General features: G+C 50.6%; 19 protein-coding genes. 9 read left to right on the top strand and 10 right to left on the bottom strand.

The genetic code is table 11. From position 1 onward, the window contains the following. Positions 1–103 precede the first annotated feature (103 nt). Positions 104–1,012, bottom strand: a complete 909-nt coding sequence (locus CUN67_RS28990; RefSeq protein ID WP_208719019.1) for a LysR family transcriptional regulator — start codon at positions 1,010–1,012, stop codon at positions 104–106. Between the two features lie 111 nt (positions 1,013–1,123). Between CUN67_RS28990 and CUN67_RS28995 the strand changes: the two genes are divergently transcribed. Then, entirely contained in the window at positions 1,124–1,867 is a 744-nt protein-coding gene (locus tag CUN67_RS28995; protein WP_208719021.1) for an SDR family oxidoreductase, read from the top strand. Between the two features lie 65 nt (positions 1,868–1,932). Here the strand turns inward: CUN67_RS28995 and CUN67_RS29000 are convergent, their stop codons facing one another. Together CUN67_RS29000 and CUN67_RS29005 are read right to left on the bottom strand one after the other, a co-directional pair. Then, positions 1,933–2,922, bottom strand: coding sequence for an aldo/keto reductase (locus tag CUN67_RS29000; protein ID WP_208719023.1), 990 nt, complete (start codon positions 2,920–2,922; stop codon positions 1,933–1,935). A 24-nt stretch (positions 2,923–2,946) separates the two neighbouring features. Next, positions 2,947–3,798, bottom strand: coding sequence for an aldo/keto reductase (locus tag CUN67_RS29005; RefSeq protein WP_208719025.1), 852 nt, complete (start codon positions 3,796–3,798; stop codon positions 2,947–2,949). 187 nt (positions 3,799–3,985) lie between these two features. On the opposite strand from CUN67_RS29005, the gene CUN67_RS29010 reads away from it, so the two are divergent. From CUN67_RS29010 to CUN67_RS29025, 4 genes are read left to right on the top strand one after another with little or no spacing between them, the layout of a single operon-like run. Beyond that, positions 3,986–5,041, top strand: coding sequence for a catalase family peroxidase (locus tag CUN67_RS29010; protein WP_208719027.1), 1,056 nt, complete (start codon positions 3,986–3,988; stop codon positions 5,039–5,041). After that, entirely contained in the window at positions 5,038–5,577 is a 540-nt protein-coding gene (locus CUN67_RS29015) for a cytochrome b (protein WP_208719028.1), read from the top strand. Before CUN67_RS29010 ends, CUN67_RS29015 begins: the two co-directional genes overlap by 4 nt. 9 nt (positions 5,578–5,586) lie before the next feature. Continuing rightward, entirely contained in the window at positions 5,587–6,096 is a 510-nt protein-coding gene (locus CUN67_RS29020; protein WP_208719030.1) for an RNA polymerase sigma factor, read from the top strand. Beyond that, the gene (locus tag CUN67_RS29025) at positions 6,093–6,839 is read left to right on the top strand and encodes an anti-sigma factor family protein (RefSeq protein WP_208719032.1); all 747 of its coding nucleotides are present in this window, start codon (positions 6,093–6,095) and stop codon (positions 6,837–6,839) included. The genes CUN67_RS29020 and CUN67_RS29025 overlap by 4 nt, the downstream gene beginning before the upstream one ends. 55 nt (positions 6,840–6,894) lie before the next feature. Here CUN67_RS29025 and CUN67_RS29030 read toward each other — a convergent pair whose 3' ends face one another. From CUN67_RS29030 to CUN67_RS29045, 4 genes are all read right to left on the bottom strand, one after another. Then, positions 6,895–12,378: a hypothetical protein gene (locus CUN67_RS29030; protein ID WP_208719034.1), complete on the bottom strand. Its 5,484-nt coding sequence runs from the start codon at positions 12,376–12,378 to the stop codon at positions 6,895–6,897. Positions 12,379–12,640: 262 nt separating this feature from the next. Then, the gene (locus CUN67_RS29035) at positions 12,641–14,260 is read right to left on the bottom strand and encodes a methyl-accepting chemotaxis protein (protein WP_208719036.1); all 1,620 of its coding nucleotides are present in this window, start codon (positions 14,258–14,260) and stop codon (positions 12,641–12,643) included. 103 nt (positions 14,261–14,363) lie between these two features. After that, complete coding sequence (locus CUN67_RS29040; protein WP_208719037.1) at positions 14,364–15,440, bottom strand: alpha/beta fold hydrolase; 1,077 nt, start codon at positions 15,438–15,440, stop codon at positions 14,364–14,366. A 357-nt stretch (positions 15,441–15,797) separates the two neighbouring features. After that, positions 15,798–16,259, bottom strand: coding sequence for a hypothetical protein (locus CUN67_RS29045; RefSeq protein WP_208719039.1), 462 nt, complete (start codon positions 16,257–16,259; stop codon positions 15,798–15,800). A gap of 543 nt (positions 16,260–16,802) precedes the next feature. On the opposite strand from CUN67_RS29045, the gene CUN67_RS29050 reads away from it, so the two are divergent. Together CUN67_RS29050 and CUN67_RS29055 are read left to right on the top strand one after the other, a co-directional pair. After that, on the top strand, positions 16,803–18,113 hold the full coding sequence (locus tag CUN67_RS29050) for an MFS transporter (protein WP_208719041.1): 1,311 nt from the start codon (positions 16,803–16,805) through the stop codon (positions 18,111–18,113). Between the two features lie 12 nt (positions 18,114–18,125). Then, positions 18,126–19,061 carry a 2-hydroxyacid dehydrogenase gene (locus CUN67_RS29055; RefSeq protein ID WP_208719043.1) on the top strand — a complete coding sequence of 312 codons (936 nt, stop codon included), beginning with the start codon at positions 18,126–18,128 and terminating at the stop codon, positions 19,059–19,061. A 42-nt stretch (positions 19,062–19,103) separates the two neighbouring features. Here CUN67_RS29055 and CUN67_RS29060 read toward each other — a convergent pair whose 3' ends face one another. The 3 genes from CUN67_RS29060 to CUN67_RS29070 all read right to left on the bottom strand — a co-directional run bounded on the left by CUN67_RS29060 (position 19,104) and on the right by CUN67_RS29070 (position 22,095). After that, the gene (locus CUN67_RS29060; RefSeq protein WP_208719045.1) at positions 19,104–20,255 is read right to left on the bottom strand and encodes a methionine synthase; all 1,152 of its coding nucleotides are present in this window, start codon (positions 20,253–20,255) and stop codon (positions 19,104–19,106) included. Between the two features lie 226 nt (positions 20,256–20,481). Further along, positions 20,482–20,904, bottom strand: coding sequence for a GNAT family N-acetyltransferase (locus CUN67_RS29065; protein ID WP_208719047.1), 423 nt, complete (start codon positions 20,902–20,904; stop codon positions 20,482–20,484). Positions 20,905–21,093: 189 nt separating this feature from the next. Further along, positions 21,094–22,095: an LA_2272 family surface repeat-containing protein gene (locus CUN67_RS29070; RefSeq protein ID WP_254711454.1), complete on the bottom strand. Its 1,002-nt coding sequence runs from the start codon at positions 22,093–22,095 to the stop codon at positions 21,094–21,096. A gap of 16 nt (positions 22,096–22,111) precedes the next feature. Between CUN67_RS29070 and CUN67_RS29075 the strand changes: the two genes are divergently transcribed. After that, positions 22,112–22,297 carry a hypothetical protein gene (locus CUN67_RS29075; RefSeq protein ID WP_208717868.1) on the top strand — a complete coding sequence of 62 codons (186 nt, stop codon included), beginning with the start codon at positions 22,112–22,114 and terminating at the stop codon, positions 22,295–22,297. 738 nt (positions 22,298–23,035) lie between these two features. Continuing rightward, positions 23,036–23,950, top strand: a complete 915-nt coding sequence (locus tag CUN67_RS29080) for a helix-turn-helix domain-containing protein (RefSeq protein WP_208719050.1) — start codon at positions 23,036–23,038, stop codon at positions 23,948–23,950. Positions 23,951–24,037: the final 87 nt, after the last annotated feature.

Here is a 24,037-nt window from a genome sequence, read left to right on the forward strand (position 1 = left end):
ACATGATATTTTTATTGGGTTGTGTTCTTTTTCGTATTTGCATCTGTCTGGATGTTAACTCTGACTCATCGCTCACGTTATTACTTCCCTGTCACATCCGTGATCAGCGCGGAAAGAGCGTTGCATCAGAAAAACAGGCGATCAGGTGGTCGTAAACGATGCGGGTCCGGGGAGGAACCGGGCCTGATTGTGTCCGATAGATCACCAGCTCCATCGGCGTGGGGGCGGCCTCCGCTAACACCTCAACTAAGCTGCCGCTCAACAAATGAGTCTCTGCCAGATAGCGCGGCATTTGCGTAAAGACCTTACCAGCAAGCGCCATTTCCAGCTCCGTTTCCGGGTCGTCACTGATAAAAACCGGGGCAGCGGGGACGAAGATTTCACCTTCGCGAAATATCCACGGCCAGGGTTTGCCACTTTTACGGTCCATCAGCAGGGACAATGGGCATCGCTCAAGGTCGTGTACTGCAACAATGTCAGGATAGCGACGGACGAGCGAGGGGCTGCAGACGGTGACTAATGGCACCGGGCTGACAACTTTCGCGATAAAGTTTTGATGCCTGACCCGACCCACGCGGATGCCAACATCAATTTGTGACGCAATGGCATCTGTCAGCTCATCTTCAAGGTGCAGCGACAGCGTCAGGTGTGGATGTGTGGTCATCAGTTCATCCAGAAAGCGGGTCAGGTATAACCGGCCAATTGCCAGTGGCGCGGTGATCACCACCCGACCCGCTATCTCATTGACGGCCCCGGCGCTGCGTTTAGTGAAAACCCGTTCGAATTCATTGAGGGCTTTAGTGGCGTCCTGGCAGACTTCTGCACCAAAGGTTGTCAGATGCAGCTGACGGGTGCTGCGGTGAAACAGCGGTTCGCCAAGGAGATATTCCAGTTCCTGGATGGCGCGCGTCACTTTTTGCGGTGAGATCCCCAGCCGACTGGCGGCCTCACGGAAAGATTGCGCATCAGAGGCGGCCACGAAAATCCTGATCATCTCTGCGCGGTTCTGCATCGAAATTATTCCATTATTGTGAATTCTTAAATCCTAACTCTTCCATATATTGAGATAAAGCGTTGTTGCATGATCGGTGGCGTCGAATGAACTCCACAACAGGAAAACATCATGAAAGCAGGTATCGAAGGTAAAGTCGCGGTGATTACAGGTGCCAGCAGTGGCCTGGGTGAAGCAACAGCACGTCATCTGGCAGCACTGGGCGCAAAAGTGGTACTCGGTGCGCGTCGCATGGACAAAATGACCACCATCGTTGAAGAAATTCGTACAAGTGGTGGAGAGGCCAGCGCGCTGGCAACCGATGTGACCCGCCGTGCCGATCTTGATGCCCTGGTCGCGCATGCGGTGGCAGTTTTTGGTCGCGTTGACGTGATGATCAACAATGCGGGACTGATGGCGATTTCCCCCATCAGCGAGCTGCGTGTTGACGAGTGGGACAGCATGATTGATATCAATATCAAGGGTGTGCTGTACGGCGTGGCTGCTGCTCTGCCTTTATTCCAGGCGCAGAAGTCCGGTCATTTCATCAACATCTCCTCGGTTGCTGGTATCAAAGTTTTCAGCCCGGGAGGTTCAGTGTATAGCGGGACCAAATATGCCGTCCGGGCGATTTCAGATGGCCTGCGTCATGAAGTGGGTGGAGATATCCGCACCACCACGATTGAACCGGGTGCGGTGGACTCGGAACTGAAATACGGGACATCCCATCAGTCCAGCTCAGAAGCGGTGCTGAATTTTTATCAGCAGGCGATCCCGGCCGCGTCGGTTGCACGCGCCATTGCCTATGCGATTGAACAACCGGCGGATGTGGATATTAACGAAATCGTCCTGCGCCCGACGTCACAGGATTTCTAATCGGACAGGTTGGGTAAATTTAATGGGGCTGATAACAGCCCCATTTTGTTATCGGTGAACGGGTCTTAGCGACCCACCCGGGACTGCAAATGCGCCGGATAACGTTCTCCGACAATTCTCACCGTTTCCAGCGCCTGGGTAATTTTCTCCATTTCAGCAGGCAGGAGAGAAACATCAACAGCAGCGAGGTTCTCTTCCAGCCGATGCAGTTTGGTGGTGCCGGGAATCGGCACAATCCAGGGTTTTTGCGCCAGCAGCCATGCCAGGGCAATTTGCGCCGGGGTGACAGATTTTTCGGCTGCCAACGCCGTCAGCAACGTCACCAGTTGCTCATTCGCGGCAATCGCTTCTGCGGCGAAACGCGGTACTTTGCTGCGGAAATCGTTTTCGCCAAAGGTCGCTCCTGCCTTGATGGTTCCGGTCAGGAATCCTTTGCCGAGAGGGCTAAAGGGCACAAAGCCAATCCCCAGTTCTTCAAGCACCGGGATGATTTCCTGCTCCGGCTCACGCCACCACATGGAATACTCGCTCTGCAATGCCGCTACCGGTTGTACCGCATGCGCACGGCGAATCGTGGCCGCTCCTGCTTCGGAAAGACCAAAGTGTTTGACCTTACCTTCCTGAATCAGATCTTTTACCGTACCGGCCACATCCTCAATGGGCACCGCCGGATCGACGCGGTGCTGATAAAGCAGGTCGATAACGTCGGTTTGCAGGCGGCGTAATGATCCTTCCACCGCTGCCCGAATATGTTCAGGCCGGCTGTTCAGGATCTGCTGCTTATTGTCGTCGCCAAAGGTGAAACCAAATTTGGTGGCGATCACCACCTGATCACGGAAAGGTTTTAACGCTTCGCCGACCACTTCCTCATTGAGGTATGGGCCGTACACCTCGGCGGTATCAAAAAAGGTCACGCCGCGTTCAACCGCTGAGCGGATAAGTTCAATAGCCTGTCGCGTATCGGTTGCCGGGCCGTAGCCGTGGCTGAGTCCCATACACCCCAGGCCCAGAGCGGAAACTTCGAGGCCAGAATGACCAAGCATACGTTTTTGCATCAGGTGACTCCTCGTGACGATGGGTTAAACGTCAAGTTTGCGTTTTGTCAGCCATTCCACCATCGCCGGGTCGCGATGAGAGAAGAAGGCACTGGTTGCAGTATCCAGCGCGGTGATTTGCAGCATTTCCTGGTCAGTGAGGGCAAAATCGAGGACGCTGATGTTTTCTGCCATGCGTGACTTGCGCACGGTTTTTGCCAGCGAAACCACGCCCCGCTGAAAAATCCAGCGCAGCACCACCTGACCTACGCTCTTGCCGTACTTTTCACCGATGACGGTCAGCAGCGGATGCTGGAACAGACCATTACGACCTTCGGCAAAGGGGGCCCAGGCTTCGGGTTCAATACCCCGGCTTTTCATCCAGGGAACGGCATGTAACTGCTGATGGAATGGATTAACTTCAATCTGATTAACCGCGGGAACGACGTTATTGAATGCCATCAGGTCGGCCAGCCGGTCTGGCTGAAAGTTGCTGACACCGATCGCGCGGATTTTACCGGCCTGCTGCAATTCCTCCATGGCGCGCCACGCGCCGTGAACGTCGCCATAGGGTTGGTGGATTAAATAAAGGTCGACATAGTCCAGCTGGAGCCGGTTAAGGGAGCGCTCAAACTGGGCTTTCGCTCCTTCGTAGCTGGCATCCCCCAACCATAACTTGGTGGTGATGAACAGGTCAGCACGCGGCATGCCGCTCTGCCGGATGGCATTACCTACCTGGGTCTCATTCTGGTACGAGGCGGCGGTATCGATCAGGCGGTAGCCGGTTTCAATCGCATCGATAACAGAACGTTCGCATTCTGCCGCATCGGTCATCTGGAATACGCCAAAGCCCAGCAGGGGCATGTCGATTCCGTTATTCAGTTTTACTGCCTGCATGATGTTTTCCTTCGCGTTGATTGAGGAAAAGCATAACGCGGAATGATTTATTCAATTAGGCATAAAATCCGCTAGGGTTAATGAATATGGTTCATAAATAACAAAGACAAAATTTTTTTCACCTTGCGGGAATAAACCTTCCGCCCATGCGTCTTATGCGCTCATTGTAAGCAGGGTGAGCAAAAAAATGATTCCAACTCCACTTTCTACCGGCCAGAAAATGCGGCGGCTGTTGCTGATTGGCCTGGTTCCACTGGTCTTAATCGTGTTGTTTCTGTGGGCGGGTGGCTGGCTGACGCCTGAACGCCTGACGTCCGACAAACTGGTCGCGGTGCTGCAAAAAGCGGGTGGCGACCATCCAGGCTATCGGCGCAATCATGCGAAAGGGATCTGCGTGATCGGTAATTTTGTCTCCAGCGGCAATGCCAGCACCTTATCGCGTGCGGCGATCTTTGCGCCTGGAGAATCACAGGTAACCGGACGTTTTGCTATCGCCGGAGGCAATCCAGCCGCGCCGGATTATGCGGTGCCGGTACGCAGTATGGCGTTAGCGTTTCAGCTGGCGGATGGCGAGCAATGGCGCACGGGCATGAATGCCATGCCGCTGTTTCCGGTCGCGACGCCGGAAGGCTTTTATGCGCTGCAAACCGCAACCTTGCCGGATCCGGCCACCGGCAAGCCTGATCCGCAAAAAGTGGCGGCGTTCGTCAGTCAGCATCCTGAGTTTAAGGCGTTTGCCGCCTGGGCAAAAAGCTATACCCCGTCTTCCAGCTGGGCCAGCGATCGCTTCAACAGCCTGAATGCGTTCCGATTTGTTGATAAAGCGGGTAACGCACATCTGGTGCGCTGGAGCATGATGCCGCATACCGAATATCAGCCAATCAGCGCGGCGGATAAAGCAGACAAAAATTTCCTCCAGCAGGACATTGAAAAACGTCTGGGGCAGGGTCCGCTGAAATGGGATCTGGTGATCACCGTGGCACAGCCGGGTGATGATGGCAGCAATGCGACCAAAGTCTGGCCTGCCGATCGTCAAACCATCAACGCCGGTACGTTAGTGTTAACACGCGCCGTTCCTCAGCAGCAGGGGCCGTGTAATGACATCAATTACGATCCGCTCATTCTTCCTGATGGCATCGCAGCATCAGACGATCCTTTACTCAATGCGCGTTCAGCAGCCTATGCCAAATCCTATAATCTGCGCACGCGTGAACAGTCTCAACAGGCGGGAACGCACTTATGAAACAGGTCAGCTCTTTTCACCCTGCGCTGCGCATTATTCACTGGTTAATGGCGGCGGCAATTATGGCAATGTTGTTTATTGGTGTGGCGATGGTGGCAACGGTGTCTTCACTGCATAGCCTGCTGGTGGAGATACATAAACCGCTGGGAGTGATGATCCTGGTGCTGGTGTTTGTGCGCCTGTGGTTGCGCTTTTATACTGGTACGCCTGCGTTGCCGTCCTCGATCCCTGGCTGGCAGCGAGGCATGGCGCATCTGTCGCACTGGGCGTTGTATGCGATGATGCTGATTCAGCCATTGATTGGCTGGGCGATGCTGTCAGCGGCGGGATACCCGGTTTCTTTAGGCGGCAGCGTGGTTCTGCCGCCGATCCTGCCGGTGGATAATGACTGGTATGCCATACTTCGTCCTCTCCATACCGTGGTGGCGCTGGTGCTGTTTCTTACGGTGATGCTGCACCTGGCTGCGGCGTTATTCCATGCATTGGTGCTGCGCGATGGGGTGTTTGAAAGTATGTCAGGCACCCGCAGACGCTAAAGGATCCCCATGTCACAGCTCACTGATGATGAAATCCGGCAGGTAATGCCGCATCTGGAACGATTTGCGTTGTGGCTGACCCGCAATCCGCACAGTGCTGAGGATTTAGTACAAAACTGTCTGGCGAAAGCGTTAACCCGCGAGCGGCAGAGCGAAGGGGAACAAAGCCTGCGCGCCTGGCTGTTTTCCATCCTTTACCGGCAATTTATCGATGGTGAACGGCGGCGCAAACGTTATATGAAGCTGCTGACTTTTTTTACCGGTGAGGAGATGTTTGCGCAATCCAGTGAGGCGATGGCCATTGCTGACGATACGCTGGCGGTGTTTGCCGCGTTGCCCACCGATTATCGCGTCGTATTATTGCTGGTGAGCGTCGAGGGCCTGAGCTATAAAGAGGCGGCCGAAACACTGGATATCCCGCTGGGGACCGTGATGTCGCGGCTCTCAAGGGGGCGTAAGCTGCTGCATGAGCAATTAGAAGGTAAGGCGACGCCGTTACCGCTGAGGAGACTGAAATGACTTTGCCACCGGATGAAAACGATCTCCATGCCTGGATGGATGGCGAGGCGGATGAAGCAACGGCAGAGAAAGTGGAACGTTATCTGCAGGCGAATCCAGAGGCAGCCGCGCAGGTTGCTGGCTGGCGTGCTGACGCGCAGCAATTACGCCAGGCAATGAGTCGGCAGACCTGGGCTTTTGAACGGCCCAATCCGCAACATCTGCGGCGTCGGATGCGACAGCAGCGCTTACGCCAGCTGTCGATGGCTTTTATGCTGGTGGTGGCGGTGAGTATCGGCGGCTTCGCTGGCTGGCAGCTGAAAGACGCGCAGGTCACGGTTGCGCCTCAACCGATGGAAGACGCGGTGCAGGCTTATAAGATCTTCGATAATCAGACGCAAACGCCGATGGATGTGGTGGCAAGCCAGCATGCGGAGCTGACCAGCTGGGTGGCGCGCTATTTTATTAACGGAAATCCACCGCCCAACCTTGAACAGTTTGGTTTTAAATTGGTGGGCGCACGTCTGATGGCGACGGCGCAAGGGCCAGCCGCACTGATTATGTATCAGGATCCGCAAGGGACAAGGGTGGGCTGGTATATCCGGCCAGTCGAGCCGGTTAAATTGCCGCACGGACAGCGCCAGGCCGAAGACGTGCTGGCGCAATACTGGAGCGACCAGCACTACAACTACGCGCTGGTCACGCCGGCTAATTCATCTGGCGTGGACGGGCTGCGTAAAGCGGTATCGCTGGCGACCAGTTAGGGGAACGCGGTGGCGCGATAAATCGCGCCGCTTCGAAAACGTGTCGATGCTTACTTCACTCCTCCAGCGGGCTGGCTTGCACAAACATCACAAAGAATTGCCGAAACAGGCTATGGGCGATATCAGATGTGGCATTAACCCCGGCCAGCTGGTGGTAAAAAGACGGGGAAGACGCCGGTTTGTCTGATTCCGTCTCGCGTTTATGTGCAGTATGAACGTGTGGGCGCGCGCGTTTTTTAGCATAATCTAACATCATGCCAAGAAAACTGAGCAGCCAATCCGCATTGCGAAAGGTAAATTCAGTCATGTATCCAATATTAGAAAACGCTGACTCAACAATAGGCGTGAACAGCTGATATTTTTCCGCCTTGTTCTCTCTGCTTTTGTTATTGCTGGCAGTCGGTTTTTTCGACATATATCTGTTGCGGAAATGATATATTTTTTCTCTCATTACCGGGTCGTAGGTAAAATCATAAAAATGGTTTAAAAAAGCACCGAGAAACTCCTCATCGCTTAACAGGTAATCTTTGAAATTATTCACATCGGACATCAGTTTTTTTGCCAGCACGCTCATTCCATGGATGGTGAGTTTTTTAAGTGGATGACCTGCATCAAGATAAACTTCCGCACCGACATATCCCTCTCCTTCATCACTCATGGCGCTGTGTCCTGTCTCATGAATGAAGACATTGGCTACTTCTTTGGCTGGCATTTCTTTTATGGCATGCCACATCAAATAGATATGTTGAAAATCATCCCTGCTTGATGTGTAACCGACGACGTTAGTTCCCATTAACATCTTCTCTGACGCCAGTTTGGCACATTTTGCCGGTATCCGCCCATCACTCAGAAAACGATCTTCTACGATATGTATTTTATTGAGTGATAGCCTATTTGCAGCCTCCAATACCTTGATGAAATTTTTGCGAAATAAGGCGACATGACTGCTGTTAATATTTAATTTAGAAAAAAACATTCTCATAAATTTCAACATCCCATCAGGGTTTTCAACCGGGTCAATCATGGCGAGTGCCAGTCTGGCACTGTAATGCGTTTCATGTATTGCATCCTTAATGCCTTTGACCTCCTGGGGGTATTTTCTAAGCAATTGTTCTTCGTCAATCGTCTTGAGAATAAAGGATGTAGACCCGAGAACAGCTTTTTTCATCCTGGTTAAAACAGTCTGGAGTACTGACTGGTTGTCAATAATAATGTGCTCAAGGTTTTTCAGAGCCTGATAATATTTATGATACTTAATCTGGAAATCATTATAACGCGATGCAATTCTTGTTCTTTCAGCAATAACATGTTCCATATCCACGACAAAATCATCAATGTCTTTATTTCCTCTTAGATAATGGAGGATTTTATAATGACCAAACAGCTCCTTTAATGTTGAGAAGACGCCATCTGTTAGCGGTTTTCGCCATGTACCTAACTCCTGCACCAGACGTTTCGCGGTACCGTCGCCGAATTGTTCGAAGGTGGGGTGCAGTCGTGACGCAATCTGTCGAAACAGAGACTTTATATGGATCTTTTTTAACAGAAAGGGTGGCGGGATTGCAGGGAGAAGGCGCGCGACTTCTTCTATAGCCGCGATACGTGCTGGAGAAGCATAAGGCGTTACGGTTTGATAGCCGCTGGAAGACGGTGTCAGAGCATCGAAGTACAGCGGCTGTGGTGAAACGGTATCACGGCTTTGGCGTGCCAGCGGGGTGGCCGGTTGCCAGTGACGCCATTGACCTACATGATTCGGCTGCACATAGACAGTGCTGCCTGTGGCGTTCCTGAATTCAACAATCACCTGCGGATGTGGCCCGGTTTTCACCCAGCTTTGCTGATAGTGCCAGCCCGCGGGGAAGCTGTTGGGATCCAGATGGTTATAGACGATATCCCGTTCGGGGTTGTCTGCTTCGGTTTGATTAAACCTGATTGGCACCTGAGAGACGGGCGATAAACTGGCGATGAGAGCGGGCAGTCGTTGCTCGTTGAATGCCTGGCGAAATTCGGCAACCGGAATGCTCAGTCCTGCGGGTGGCAAGGTGTCGGGTTGTGGCCATAAATGCTGGCTTGGCGCGTCCAGCAGATAATACTTTTGCCCGGCGGGTGTGGTGACGTTGCAATGCAACTGATCGGTGAATTCATCCCAGCTGACACCGGTGAGATTGTATCCGCGGGGCAGATCGTTAAGCGGCAGGGAACGCTGGAACAGTTCCCTGCTGAAGGTATTCTGAAACGCAGTGGTGGAACAAAGTTTTGCGCCCACAAGGTTGTCATCCACCAGGCTTTCTTCAGCCTGCGTCATATTGACGGGGGCCACGGTGGGGTGCGCCGGATGGTCTATGACACTGTTCACCAGCCAATGATAGACAGAGTTCAGGGCGTAATTTCCCATCTTTCCCAGCTCACTGGCGGCTTCCTCCTCAGGAATTAAGCTTAAGGCGCAACCCACAAACTTAAGCGCAATGTTTTTGTTCGATTCTCCCAGCACAGTGGATTTGAGTGCGCTATAGCAGCTGGTGACTGGATTTAAGCCATACAATATTTCCAGCAGATTGGGTGGCTGTAAGGTGGGCGCTGTGGCTGGAGAGGCGGGTAAGGTGAGGTTAGGGAACTGATGTTCACTGATCTGCTGCGCCAGTACGGCAGCGCAATGCGACCAGTCCACGTCAGGATCATCCACCTTCATCTTTACTTCGGCATCAATCAGGAAACGGATATGGGCGAGATTGGGCAATGCCGCCGGGGAGAGCCGGGTCAGCATGTCTACTTTGCCTGCGCCATTGAGCATAGACTGCGTTCCTTCGCGGGTGCTGAATTCATCACTGGCGTCGAAGCTGCCCAACTGCCCCGGTTTATTCATCGGCGTTATCGGCGTTATAAAGATGGCACGTGAAGCCAGATCGTGGCTGGCGTAAACATAGCAACCGACGCAGGAAACGTCGGTTTTATCTCCTGAGGTTTGTTCCAGACGCACCGGAAAAACCCGTACGCTACCCGGCGTCAGTAATTGTTCCTGATAAAAGTGCTGATCGTCAGCGGACAGATCTTCCAGTACCATCTGATACCATGCGTGCATGGTGTCACGTATCCCGTTGTAGGTCTGGATGATGGCAGAAGCATTGCCCGCAGGATAGTTGAGCAAGCCCCTGAGTTTGCTGGCATACAAATGGTAATGGATAAGTTGCTGCTGCTGGAGCTGCATAGCGGTCAAATAATGGTGCATCCCGTCTTTGGGGTTAAAGAACAGCTTATCTGTCGCGGCAAATTCAGCCAGCAATGCGGGCTCTGAACGACGGTACATCAGCTGTGAGCCAAATCTCTCCAGTTCCTCCCCGCTGGCCTGATTGAGGATTTGTTCATCCTGAATTTCATACGCGGCGACTGCTCGCTGATATCCGGCGCGTGACAGGCAATGTTCGCTGGCGAGATCGAGGTGATTGCACAATTTAAGCATCGGATATTCCTGCCGCATCATGGTCAGCGCCAGAAAATCCAGCTTTGCCACCAGGCTATCCTGTCCCTGTCGATCCCTGACAACCGCTTCAACCGCTTTACGCACATGGCTGCTAAATACCTGCTCCATTTCCAGCAACACGGCGGCGAGGTCGCGATACGTCGTGGTCGCGGGTTTAATTCGCTGGCTGAATTGTTGCAGGCTGATAAGCAGCGGGCGACCTGTGGCGTCCAGGCTATGGTCCAGGGCCAGCAAAAAACGACGAGCCAGTGCAGCGGTGCCTCTGGTTGAGCGAACAAAGGCAGCGATCGATTCCGGGTGTTGTTTAAACGCCGCAACGTCGGGCAGACGGGTGATAAAATTTGTCGCCTGGGTGGGATCGATACGCAGTCGGTGGTGTTGACTATCCCATGACACGATGCGGTCGCAGGCTGTCAGAAAGGTCTTTTTATCAAACAGGTTGTCAGGGTCTGCATCCACAAAGTCTTCCAGTAGTTTGCCAAACTGCTGTGTTGACAGCGACTCAATACGCTGGCTGAGCTGGCTCATCATATCCCGCAAGCTGTTGGTCTGGAGTGGCGCAGGGGCAACCATGCAGGCTGGTGCGTTGGGGTCGGTATCAAGCCAACCGGGCCAGCTGACCGGTTTGACTGTGGTGGTTGAGGAGGGGTCTGCTTCGAATTCAAGCTGGTGGACAAACCCGGCGCCGAAGCCACGCTTATCGACTTGCCACCAGTCAGGACGGTATAAGGCGGTGGTCTCTTCAGCCTGCACGCTCGATATAATCCAGCCGCCTTTAGACGGTGCCGTGTTGATAACCGGTGTGACTACTGAGGTGATGGCTGCTTTTTGTGGCGCGGGGGCTGGCCAGGGGCGCATCTGCCTTTGGTACTGGTGTAACGCGACGGGACTTTGTCTCAGGGGGATGTGGCAACCGTGAACGATCACCGCGGCCTCACTGGTCACCATGCGCGTGCCTTCCTGTACCATCCTGAGATCGTTGTCAGCAACGAAATGCTCGAAAGTCACTACTCCCCGGCCCTGCAACGGGGCCGTGTCATTGACAGGGGCGGCGGGGAAGTCTCCGGCACAGGTGGGAAAGTGCTGATCGGGTCTCAGAAATTCAGCGCTGGTATGGGGCGCAAACCGCAGGGGAAGGCCGTCATGTTGATGATTGAGCACCGAGTTAGCGGTTAACTTAAGCCAGAAGACAATCGGTTCAGGTGGTTCCCCAGGTTGTGGTTGCACACCGGGTGACCCAAATGAGGAGATCAGCCGGGAAGGCCACTCCTGCAAATGGGTGATGAGGTGGGCGAACGTAATGGGTTTCGGATGGTAAGCGCTATCGCGGCCACTTCCCAGTAATTTGCCGGAAGCGTACTGATCACCTGCCTGCAACAGGGGTTTGATGCCCTGAACCGGCGCGAGTCTGACGGCATTGATAAAGTGGATGATCAGCGCCGGAAGGGGGTAAAGCGTGGCAACGGATCGCATGATAAATTGCTTTCCCGCACCGGGGGTGGCTTCAATTAACGGCTTATCCGATACCAGAAAAATTTCCCGCATCAGCAGATGATGAAGATGGGGGTAACGGGAAGGGAGTTGTGCAAAGATTGCCGCATCGGTGATAAAGGGAAAAATCACCTGCAACCGTGCCAGCAGCTGTACATCGTTTAATAACGCCTGCATCGGCAGGATTGCCGAACCATCACGCAACTCCTGGCGCTTTTCGGCGAGAAACGCCAGCAAATCCTCCGACATACGTTGCCAGCTTAACGGGGAGATGTTGTCTGGTCGGGCAACGGTTTGTCGCTGAAAGTCGCTCAGGCGGGTGCGAATATGAGCCAGCAGCGCATCATAGCTATCGAATGTTGTGGCATCGGGTAGCTCCGCACTCAGATGATGATATTCCGTCAATACTCCATCCCGGGGGATAACAGGTAGCTGGGGCCACAGGGATTTCATAAAGACATACGCATTCTGAATCAGCCGCAGTGGCCATGTATTTTTATGACTGTCAGTTGATGGCGTGTAGTTGTTGAGAATGCTGGAAGTACTATGCGGGGTGGGTCCAATAGGCATCGCTTTCCTCCTCCATAAGCTGAAGCTAGCCTGGATGACCTGGCGATGATGTGCTCTGATAAATTTATGAGAACTGCCCGACCATGCTTCAACGGTGGCAAAAATAATCGTCTGATTTCAGAGAAATGTTCATGTCATGCAAGGTGATGAAATGAAACTCAGAGGTTGTTGATTTTTTACCAGGGGGAGGGGAGCGTTAATTCGCTGGCAGCTACCCGTCTTAACAACCGGTAACTGCCAGCTCGGTTCTGCCTGAATAATCTTAATTAATGTTAATCAGCGCCATATCCTGTGATCCCTGATACAGGTCAGTTGCCAGCGTGGTTTTATCGCTATCTACCTGGAAGCGTGTCACCGACTGTTGCAGGTTCACCACCTGTTGTTGCAGCGAACTGGCCGCTGTCGCAACTTCGGCAACCAGCGAGGCATTCTGCTGTGTCACACCGTCCATCTGCTGGATGGCGATATTAATCTGCGAGATACCGCGGGTTTGTTCGCCGGAGGCCAGCATCACTTCATCCATGATATCGACCACTTTCTTCACATCGAGCATGACTTCATTCATGGTCACCCCGGCCTCTTTCACCAGGCCGGAACCCTGCTCGATATTGCCGAGCGAGTCATTGATCATGGTGCCGATCTCCTTCGCTGCGGTGGCGCTACGCTGGGCAAGGACGCGAACTTCCGACGCGACCACGGCGAATCCACGTCCGGCTTCACCGGCGCGCGCGGCTTCAACCGCGGCATTCAGTGCCAGCAGGTTGGTCTGGAACGCAATACCGTCGATAACCCCGACAATGTCACCAATTTTGGCCGAGCTTTTCTCAATCGAACTCATGGTGGCCACCACCTCAGACACCACATTTGCGCCACGGGAAGCTGAATCCGAGGCTTTCTGTGACAGCGAATTGGCCTTGCGCGTGTTGTCTTCGTTGTTTTTCACCGTCGCCATAATCTGCTCCATGCTGGAGGCTGTTTCATCCAGTGAGGCGGCCTGCTGTTCGGTACGGCTGGAGAGATCGATGTTCCCGGCGGCGATTTCTTCCACTCCGGAGCCGATAGCATCCGTGCCGCTGCGCACCATCAGTACCATGTTTTCCAGTCCATCACGCATACGCTGCACGGCAGCAAACAGTTGCGCTATCTCATTTTTGCCCGAGATATCAATGCGCGCGCGCAGATCCCCTTCTGCAATACGGTCAAACACGGTGATCACATGATTGAGAGGTTTGACGATAAGATTGGTCATCACCGACCAGGCCAGTCCAGCCAGCACCAGCGCACAGGCGATGGCAAAGTACAGGGTAAACTCCATGCGTTTTACCCGGTTGCTGGAGTCATCGTAAGCCACATCAATGCTTTTCAGTTTAAAGGCGACCAATGCTTTAGAGGCTTTATCGAATGCGCCATACAATGCTGTCGATTTCCCGGCACGCTGGCGATACTCGTCCAGTTTGCCTGCTTCCAGTGCCGCAAAAGCCGGATCAATAAACTCTTTCATTAGCGCGTCACGAGTGGTGGCCATTTCAGCCGCAATCGGGCGCTCCTCGGCGGATTGCGGGTACTTCAGGTAGTCCTGCCACTTCGCGCTGGCAGTATCGATTTTGCCTTTGGCACGTTCCAGCGCGACTTTGGCTTTGTCAGTATCGCCGCTCCCCATCAGGGATTCATATAACCGTAAATCCAGCCGCCCGCGTAATAGCAGTTCTGAACTTTCATTCAGTGCGACCAGACCCGGTAATACCTCGGTATCCACGGTGGCGAAGGATTTATTCCCTGACTGTACGGCAACTAATCCTAAAATACCGACGAACAATAATAAGGCAGTCAGTGAAAAAACCATCATGCTGAGTGCAGTGCGGATCTTTATTCTACGAAACATAGAGTATTCCCTGCTAACGATTGAATGATGAATGCTGTGGCAAATAAATCCATTATTAAAAAAACAGGAAGCAACCTGCGTTGTTTCCTGTCAGAGAGCTGACTCAGTGCTTATCCTGGGTTTTGGGCGCGTGAGCTAAGAACGTCTTAAGTTTTTGATGATAAAATTTTGCCTGCATCATGGTGCCATGCCCACTGGTTTCGGCACTGGCCGGAATAAGGAGCAATTCAGCGTTTTTAATCCGATGCAATTCACCCTTAAGAATACCGGTCTCAACCGGGTTACGCTCATCGTCCGCTGAGTTGATAATCAGCATCGGTGCTTTGATGCGCTTCAGACCCGGCAACGCATTGTAATCCGCCGATGAATTCCAGATATAAATGAAGTCGTTAGCATCCGCCGTGACAGGTGCAGCGAGGCGTTCATCGACCAGCTTATCTGCCAGCGCGCGCGTAGGGGCTTTGTGCTGATAAGCCAGGGTGCCGCCGGTAGTGGCAATGCTGAACATAATGTTGGCGGTCCTCAGCGCAGGAGGTTGCTGGTGGTAATTGCCTTCTGCCCATGCGGGATCGTTTTTGATGGATTCAATTAATATACGGCGCAGCATCCAGTTACGTCCGGACAATTCATTAGGCTGTGAGGCCATCGGGACCAGTGCATCCATCATTGCCGGGTATTTTTCACCCCAAATCCAGGTCTGCATACCCCCCATTGAATAACCCATCACCAGGCGTAAATGAGAAATACCCAGACCTTCTTTCACCAGGCGATATTGCGCCGTCACCATATCGTCATAATCGTAGTGCGGAAATGTCATCCGCAGGCCATCGGAGGGTTTGGATGATTTGCCGGAGCCGATCCCTTCCGGGATGATAATAAAATATTTTCTGATATCCAGTGCCTGTCCTGGGCCAAATAATTTCCCGGCAAAGCCCGGAGCCAGTAACGCGTTAACAGGTTGGTTAGTACCGTGAAGTAATAATACCGCTGGTTTATTGCGATCGCCCAAAGTGAAATAATGAATACGCAGATCTTTCAGTTTTTCGCCGCTGTTGAAGGTAAATTCTTTAGCGACCCAATCCGCTTCTTGTGGTGTCGGTAATGCGCTGGCTGCCTGAGTTAATGGTGATAAAGTTAACAGAATGGCACCCGCCACGCCTGATATCATGCGATTAAACATTGAAGTAACTCTTAAGTTATTTTTTGTCCCCTGGAAGTCTGATATTAATTTTAATAAAGAAAAATCCCAATGAACATCAACAGCATCGGGGAAAAAAAAGACAATTCTCTTCTTTTTTGAGTTTTAACAAGACGATTTTTATCTGGTTTTTCTTATGCTAATACAACCGGGTATTTCTTCTGCGGTTTTTTTTCAGCTGTTTAGTTCAGCGTTGTTCACGCAAAACTGTTTCAGTTCCATATACCGGGATTGTGCAGCTAAAGCGTGGCATTGTTTGTTGAGAATTGACCAAATACGGCAGAAGGTTAATCTGCCGATATGAATAGCCCTTTAACACAAATTTTCGGATGACCATCCTCAAACTGAGGTGGTCTTTTTTTGTCTCAGGCGCAGGGGCTTTGGTTGATAGCGGTTTACCCAATTACTGATAGTCTGACCTTCCTTGTCCGCTTCGCTAAACACAATGACAGTCGCTCTGCGACCATGTGATTCAATTGCATGGAGTAAGTCTGCTGTTGGAGAAAAAACCAGGTAGATGGCATCAAGCAGGATATGTTCTTTCCGGAGTGTCTGTGTGGAGAATAATCCAACCTTGACTCCTGAGACCAGAATCTGCTTTTTGCTATGCAGTATCCGGAAGGTTGGTTCATCAAACGCTTTGGTTAAATATTCTTCGCAGGATGCCTTCACAGGAACGCAAACCCGTAAATTCCGGCCTGACTGGCTGGCCTGTTCAAGTGCAACCTGAACAATGTTTTTATAGTAAGGTTCCAGCTTGTCTTTTGATTTAACAAAGCAATATCGGTCTTTTAACGGCATTTAATTTCTTTGATCTCCAATCGGTAATGAAATGATTTATTGCTGTGATAAATGAGAGAGAATAGATATCAACTAAAGTATGGCACAAATTACTCATTACGCCGCCGGGATTAGAAAAAGAGAACAAAAAACTCCACGATTTGTCACATTTACATTTCTTCGCCACAGCAGACGTTGGATGAATGAAACCCTGTTCTTCTTCTGAAAGGACAAATCCTGGCGTGTTGAATGTCGATGTGTTGTCGTTTTTGTGATCTAAATTGCAGTACCATAAATATAAATTGTACTACAATCTCAGCATCAGACGATGAAGCGAGTTGCTTATGCTATTGATTGTACACAAATTCCAGTTTACCAACCCGGAAGCTTAGTGAGATCAACAGGTAACCATGTGCAGAGGTTGAGGAAACGTCATTGAATAGGTCCAATGAATACCGGCGGGTGTTACTCAGGTAATGTCACATTAATTAATCATTAAATTAAAAGCAGCTGATTACGGTCAGAGGGATTGTTATTGTATAAAAGTTAATCGAGGTTTATTTCATGAACAACGATCTGTACGGTGCTACCTTAAGGCAACTGAATACCAAAATTATTCCTTTTATCATTATCTGTTACTTCGTTGCCAATCTCGACAAAACGAATATCTCTATCGCTGCATTACAAATGAATGCCGATTTGGGTCTGAGTACCAGCATGTATGGTCTGGGTGTCGGGATGTTTTATATCTCCTACATTCTTTTCGAAATTCCCAGCAATGTGATCATGACGAAAGTCGGTGCGCGGGTATGGATTGCGCGAATTATGATCACCTGGGGCATTGTCAGCGCCGGAATGTCGCTGGTCCAGACTCCCACGCAACTGTATGTGATGCGTTTTCTGTTAGGAATGGCAGAAGCAGGCTTTACGCCGGGCATCATTTATTACATCTCCTGCTGGTTTCCGAAGAGTAACCGCGCGCGTGCCATGTCATTCTTTTATATGGGTTCGGTGATGGCTTCCATTATCGGATTGCCCATTTCCGGCACTATCCTGAATATGCACGGTATTGCTGACATCGCGGGCTGGCGCTGGTTATTTGCGCTGGAAGGTATTCCGGCGCTGGTGCTGGGCATTACGGTGCTGTGGCGTCTGCCGCAATCTCCTGACCACGCGGCATGGTTATCCGCGGAACAAAAGGGCTGGCTGAAGACGCAACTCGCCCGTGATAACGCCAGTGTCGAAATTGGCGCGCAGCATAGCTGGTTAAGTGCGCTGAAAAATAAAACCGTGTTGCTACTGAGCCTGGTCTGGTTCCTGCAGGCGTTCGGCTCAATTGGTATCACGCTATTCTTACCGTTGATCATCAAAAGTATGGCCAGCGAACAGAGCAATATCGTCATCAGCCTGCTTTCAGCGGTACCGTTTATTTTTGCCTGCCTGTTTATGTATTTTAATGGCCGTCACTCGGATACCACCCATGAGCGTTCATGGCATCTGGGCTTACCGTTGATCCTCTCGGGCTTATCGCTGACCCTGGCCATTTATTCCAGCAATCTGCTGGTTGCCTATGTAATGCTGGTCCTCACCGTTGGCTTTAATTTCGCCCTGACGCCGATCTTCTGGGCGGTCACCACCGAAAAACTGGCAGGCGTGGCGGCAGCGGCCTCCATCGCGTTCATTAATACCGTTGCCAATTTTGTCGGCCTTGGTTTGCCGCCCATTCTTGGCAAGATCAAAGATGCCACCAACAGTTATCACTACGGTTTAATGATCGTCGCGGCAGCACTGATTATTGGGGGCATTATCGGTATTCTGATCTCACGCCCCTCGCAGACTGATGTCAGTAAACGTGCGGCTTCCCGCCTTTCATAATGGAATAATCACATGAAACAGAAAGTCCTGAAACAAGCCGGCCTGCCAGATGCCCTGACGCAGGAACTGAGTGAGCGTTATGATCTTTATGAGCTGGCGAATATGAACGCTAGCGATTTCGCCGCCATTGCCAGTGAGTTCACTGCGGTGGTGACTAACGGTGAAGCGGTAGTGACACGCGAGTTCATGCAGTCATTGCCTGCGCTTAAACTCATTGCGGTGTTTGGTGTCGGCTATGATGGTGTCGATGTGTCCGCCGCCCGCGATTTTGATATCGCAGTGACTCATACACCTGGCGTGCTGACCGATGATGTCGCTGACCTGGCCATTGGTCTGATGCTGGCAACGTCACGTCAAATCGTCGCAGCGCAACGTTTCATCGAGCAGGGGAGCTGGTCGTCAGGGGGGTTCCAGTGGACACGCAAAGTCTCCGGTAAACGCCTGGGTATCATCGGCATGGGGCGTATCGGGCAGGCGATTGCCCGCCGCGCCAGCGCATTCGATATGCAGATTGCTTACAGCAATCGCACCGAGCTAACAGCGTTGCCGTGGCGCTATATTGCCGATTTGCCCTCTCTGGCGCAGGACAGCGATTTCCTGATGGTTTGCGTTCCCGGTGGCGCAGAGACAAAAGCGCTGGTTAATCAGGCGGTGCTGGCAGCATTAGGTTCTGAGGGGATCCTCATCAACATTTCCCGTGGCAGTGTGATTGATGAATCCGCACTGATTAATGCGCTTGATAATAAGGTGATTGCGGGCGCAGGGCTGGATGTTTTTGCTAATGAGCCGAATGTGCCGGTTGCGTTGCATCAGCGTGACAATGTGGTGATTACGCCGCACATGGCGAGTGCCACCTGGGAAACGCGGCGGGAAATGTCGCGGCTGGTGATGGCAAACGTGAATGCCTGGTTTGCTGGCGAACCACTGGTGACACCGGTCACGGCGTGATGCCTTTCGGGCAGCCAATATCGCTGCCCGGCTACAGAAAACTTATTTACTCCAGAGTTTCCGGCTGGCGATATCGGCACCGGCACGCATCGCCCGGAACTTTTCACGCACCACGGTCGGATGCACTTCAGGCTTATAAGTGGCCTGTGAAGAGAAACCACAGTCAGCACCGGCAACCACATTCTCTTTGCCCACGCGTTCAGCAAAACGAATCAAACGCTCAGCGATCAGTTCAGGATGCTCCACGGTGTTGCTGGCATGGCAAATCACACCAGGGATCAGGTATTTTCCTTGTGGCAGTTTCACCTCTTCCCAGATGTGATACTCATGCTCGTGACGCACGTTACCTGCTTCAAAAGAATAACCTGACACGTTGATGTTCAGCATATAGCGCACGAACTCGATAAACGGTACATCGTGGATACGAGGACCTTCGTTGATGCTGTAACAGGTGTGATAACGGATTTTGTCGGCTGGAATGCCACGCAGAGCGTGATTGAGAATATCGACATACTCATTGGCTTTGGCAATGATCTGCGCGTTATTCAGGTGCGGATCGGCAAACAGGTCAGGCAGGAAGGGGTCGTCAATTTGCAGGGAAAAACCGGCATCGATGATCGCTTTATATTCCACGCGCAAGGCTTCTGCCACCGCTGAAAGATAATCTCCCTCGCGCGGGTAGAATTCGTTGGTGCCCACGCCCGTTGGCGCAACAGAGGGAACAAATGCACTGAAGGCATTGGCGGCCCTGGCGGCGTCTGCCAGGTTAGTCAAATCACGTTGCAATTGTGCCACACCATGGTAGGCAATCGGGCCGGTACAGGCGACAGGGACGAAGGGCACCAGGTTGCCACCCAGCATCGCTTCGCCAAAGTACTGTTGGTAATATTCCGGGAACGCATTCACTTCAGCATCAAAGGCGGCATAGCCCTGGCCTGGGCGTGGCTCAAAACCGGCAATACGATCGCGCACGTAGGCAAAGAAGCCCACTTTCGACATCTCGCCATCAGCAACGATATCGATCCCATCGGCAACCTGTTGTTGCACGGAGGCGAAGACCGCGTCACGGACTTCTTTTTCTAGCTCGGTATCATTTTCCGCGCCCTGAATGTTCGCTTTCATGATATCGAGAAGCTTAACCGGACGAGCGAGGCTGCCGACGTGGGTGGTTAAAATGCGGTTTTCAGCTGACACGTTGTTCTCCCTGAGGGATGTGGGTTTGCAGATGGATTGGCGACAATCCTTTTATTGGTAGCCCTACCTGAATACAAAAGTGAATACATGTCAAACTAATCATTAGGATGATTAGTGTCCGGCACGTATTTAGCCAGAGGCAGCAGCCTTCCCATAGAACGTTCGGTGTTAATAAGTGGAATACGGCTTTTTCCGGCCAGGTGATGATTATGTGGCAGAGCTGAATTTAAGAAATATTGGTTTTGGTTAAATAGTGTCGCTGTATCCCTGCCTGAGGAAAATCGGATAAAGTCATCTGCTTTTCATAGCCTTGCTTCAGATAAAACGGCAGTGCCTGGAAACTGAAAGTATCCACAAGACTGTGCTTACACCCATTCCTGATACCTTCCTGTTCTGCGGTGCGCAGAAGTTCGCCACCTAAGCCACTGCATCTTGCAGACTCACTTACCCATAAGTAATCAATGCATAACCATAATCCTTTATGTGATGAGATTAACCCACCCATCATCTCACCTGATTCATTACGCGCATAAACGCCAAACTGCCCCCAATCGGCAGTGCAGATAAATTGTTGGTTGTAGCTTCTCAGGCCTTTGAAAAGTTCATTTCTATCCGTATCTGTAATAGACGAAGTAATTTTAATCTCCATCTTTATCTCCCTTTTAACTTTCTTCCAGAGAACTGACTAAAAAATATCAGCGCGAAGAGTAGACAATCCAATCCAAACTTATCATGTTTATGCCTCCGCTGCTAACGTAGCCTGACAGCAGTGACTCAAAGTAATACGACGTTAAGTACGCCTGAGCACAATTGTGCCCAGGCGCATTCATGGCCCGTGTTAGAAACTACGATGGAAGTTGACCAGCGGCAATACCGGAATGGCGGCGTTGGTTGCTACGTTGATCAGACCAATCTGCAAACCTTCCAGATCTTTTGTGGTGTTGATTAAACCAAACTGGAAGGAGGTTCTGTCCGCGTAGTTAATGGCACCGATATCAGCGGTACTGGATTGCGAGAAGTTGATGCCACCAAGGTTCAGGCCAGTCACATTTTTGGCGACGTTAATACCCCCGAGGTTGAGGCCTGTCACATCACCGGTGAAGTTAAATCCACCCAGGTTGAAACCTGCAACATTACCCATCACGTTGACGGCTCCGATATTGGCACCCGTAACATTATGAGTACGATTGATTGCAGAGATATTCAATCCGGTCATATCCTCTGACCAGTTGAAGGCTGCAATGTTGGTACCCACAACATTCTGTGATTTATTAACCGCAGCAATATTCAGGCCGGTAATATCACCTTCACTCCAGTTCGCTATGGCACCGATATTCAGTCCGGTCACATCACGCGTATGGTTGGCAACGCTGATATTGGCTCCGGTGGTTTTGCCCTCGGTCCAGTTGAATGGGCTGATGTTCAGACCACGAATATTACCCTGGCTATAGTTAGCAATACCGGCAAGATTGAACCCGTCCACATCGCTGGTCATATTGGCAAGACCCAGATTGAAACCGGTTAAGTTCCCGGTGCGGCTGTATAGCCCGATATTTGCACCATTGATGTCACCCACCTGGTTAGCGAGGCCAATATTCAGGCCATTATCTTTACCGCCATGCCAGTTAAACAGGCCGATTGCCGCACCGTTCATACCATTACGAATATGGGAACCTGCCGCAGCACCAATCTGTAATCCGTTCAGATGATCAAGTTCGGAATAGCCTAAAATCGGCAGGTCGAAACCGTTTACTGTCCCGGTATCACTGTACAAAAAAGACCCATGAAAACCGTTTACTGTGCGATCGGCTGGCAGATTGCCAAATGAGGATAATTGCACAGGGGCAGCCTGGCTAATGCCAGCAAATAAAATCGTAGATAAAGCCAATGCCATGCTTGATATTTTCATGATTTTTTCTCGTATTAACTGCTTACAACCTGAATGGGCCAAAAATACAAAGTTGATTGCAGTCTATTGGTGGTTAAATAATCAAATAAATCTGGTTTGTATTATTATAATGACCGCTGACTTTAATCGTTAGCTTACCGAAATGTGCTTAACGCACTGAGTGATGTCATTTAATTAATATGTCGCAACCTGTAAATAAGCACAATGTGAATAGATCAGCATAAAATAATAAAAATTAAAGAGATAGCTGGAATGGACAATGTTAATTGCGCAGAAATAGTGAGGGTAGAAAATTGTACAGGCAGAGGGATAGTTTAAAGATGAAGATGTCAGAAAGAGAGAGGATGAAAGTTAAGAGGGGGCAGAGCAAAATATAATCAAGGCTGTTTAAGAATGGTGAACAGCGAGCAAAACGACAAAGCATGAACCGATGTGGGTAATTTTTTTAGTATTTGATGCGATTTTCCTGGCGGGCAGATAAAAAAACCAAAACAGGGCTGGCATTTAACTTATTGAAATATATGAATTTAATTCAGACGAGGAAAATGTATATGATTGATAAATGGTCTGTTTTCTATAATTTAACCCATTAACCAATTGAAAAAATGGTTAAATATTAAATATATACAAATTGACAAACAAATTAACACTTTGCTGACGAATGGATTGATTTGTTCAGAGAGAAAAGTAAAATGCATTTCATACAGTCACAATAAAATGACGCCATTAGAAAATAATTTTCATTAGATAATTTCCTGGCTGAATTCATAAATCTTAGTTCATTGAATAAAAAACTATAACAGTAAAATTCGAAAATCAACTGATTATCTTCAGCGCATTACGTTTGTGCATTATCGTGGTGGTAAGGATTATGAGACAATACAAGATTATAGATTCGCTGCTTGTCTGGATTGAAGATAACCTGACTCAGCCGTTGTCAATTGACCATGTTGCAGAGAAATCGGGTTATTCAAAATGGCATTTGCAACGGATGTTCAAACAGGTGACGGGTGAGAATGTGGGGTCTTACGTGAGAAGCCGTCAGCTGTCCAAATCCGCCATTGCCCTGAGATTGACCAGCCGGTCAATTTTAGATATCTCCGATATGTATCAGTTCGATTCACAACAATCTTTTACCCGGGCATTTAAGAACCAATTCGGTGAAACGCCTGCGCGTTACCGTCGCGCCGAGGATTGGGATGCACAAGGGATTAAACCACCGATTGTGCTGGAAGACGAAAAGCTGCCACCGGCATCATTTGTCGAACTGGAAGAATTCAGGATCTATGCGGTAACAGGAAAGTATCACAGTACCCTGGATACGTATTCCCATTCCCGCAGATTGATACGTGAAAAACTCTGGCAGGAGATTATTGATAGAAATCGCACGCTGCCAGGGGTTATTTATGGTGTAGATAAAGTCATGCCCGGACTGAGCAGCTATGATGAACAGATATTATTCTATGGCATAGGTATGCTCAGGGAGGATATGGACGCATCCTTTGATAAATATGATGAGATCGTGGTTGAAAAAGGACTCTACGTCCAATTCGGCTATTATGGAAAGTGTTCAGAATTCCAGGACTTTATTCTCAAACTGTATCATACCAGCTTGCCAACATTAGGATTGATACGGCGGCGTGGTATGGATGTGGAGAGATACTATACAGACCAACACAGAAAGTCATCGGAACTGCCCGATATGATCTTTTGTGACTATCTGATCCCGGTGCGTCAGCACGATCAGCAGACGCAGGCAACACCAGCAATGCCGGTTATAACTTAAATTTGTTGCCTGGTGATATGATTTCAATAAAAAGCGCATGTAAATCATGCGCTTTTTATTTGTATGTCAAACCACAACTACGATGGG

The sequence above is a fragment of the Pantoea cypripedii genome (assembly GCF_011395035.1).
In the GTDB taxonomy this organism is placed as follows: Bacteria; Pseudomonadota; Gammaproteobacteria; order Enterobacterales; family Enterobacteriaceae; genus Pantoea; species Pantoea cypripedii_A.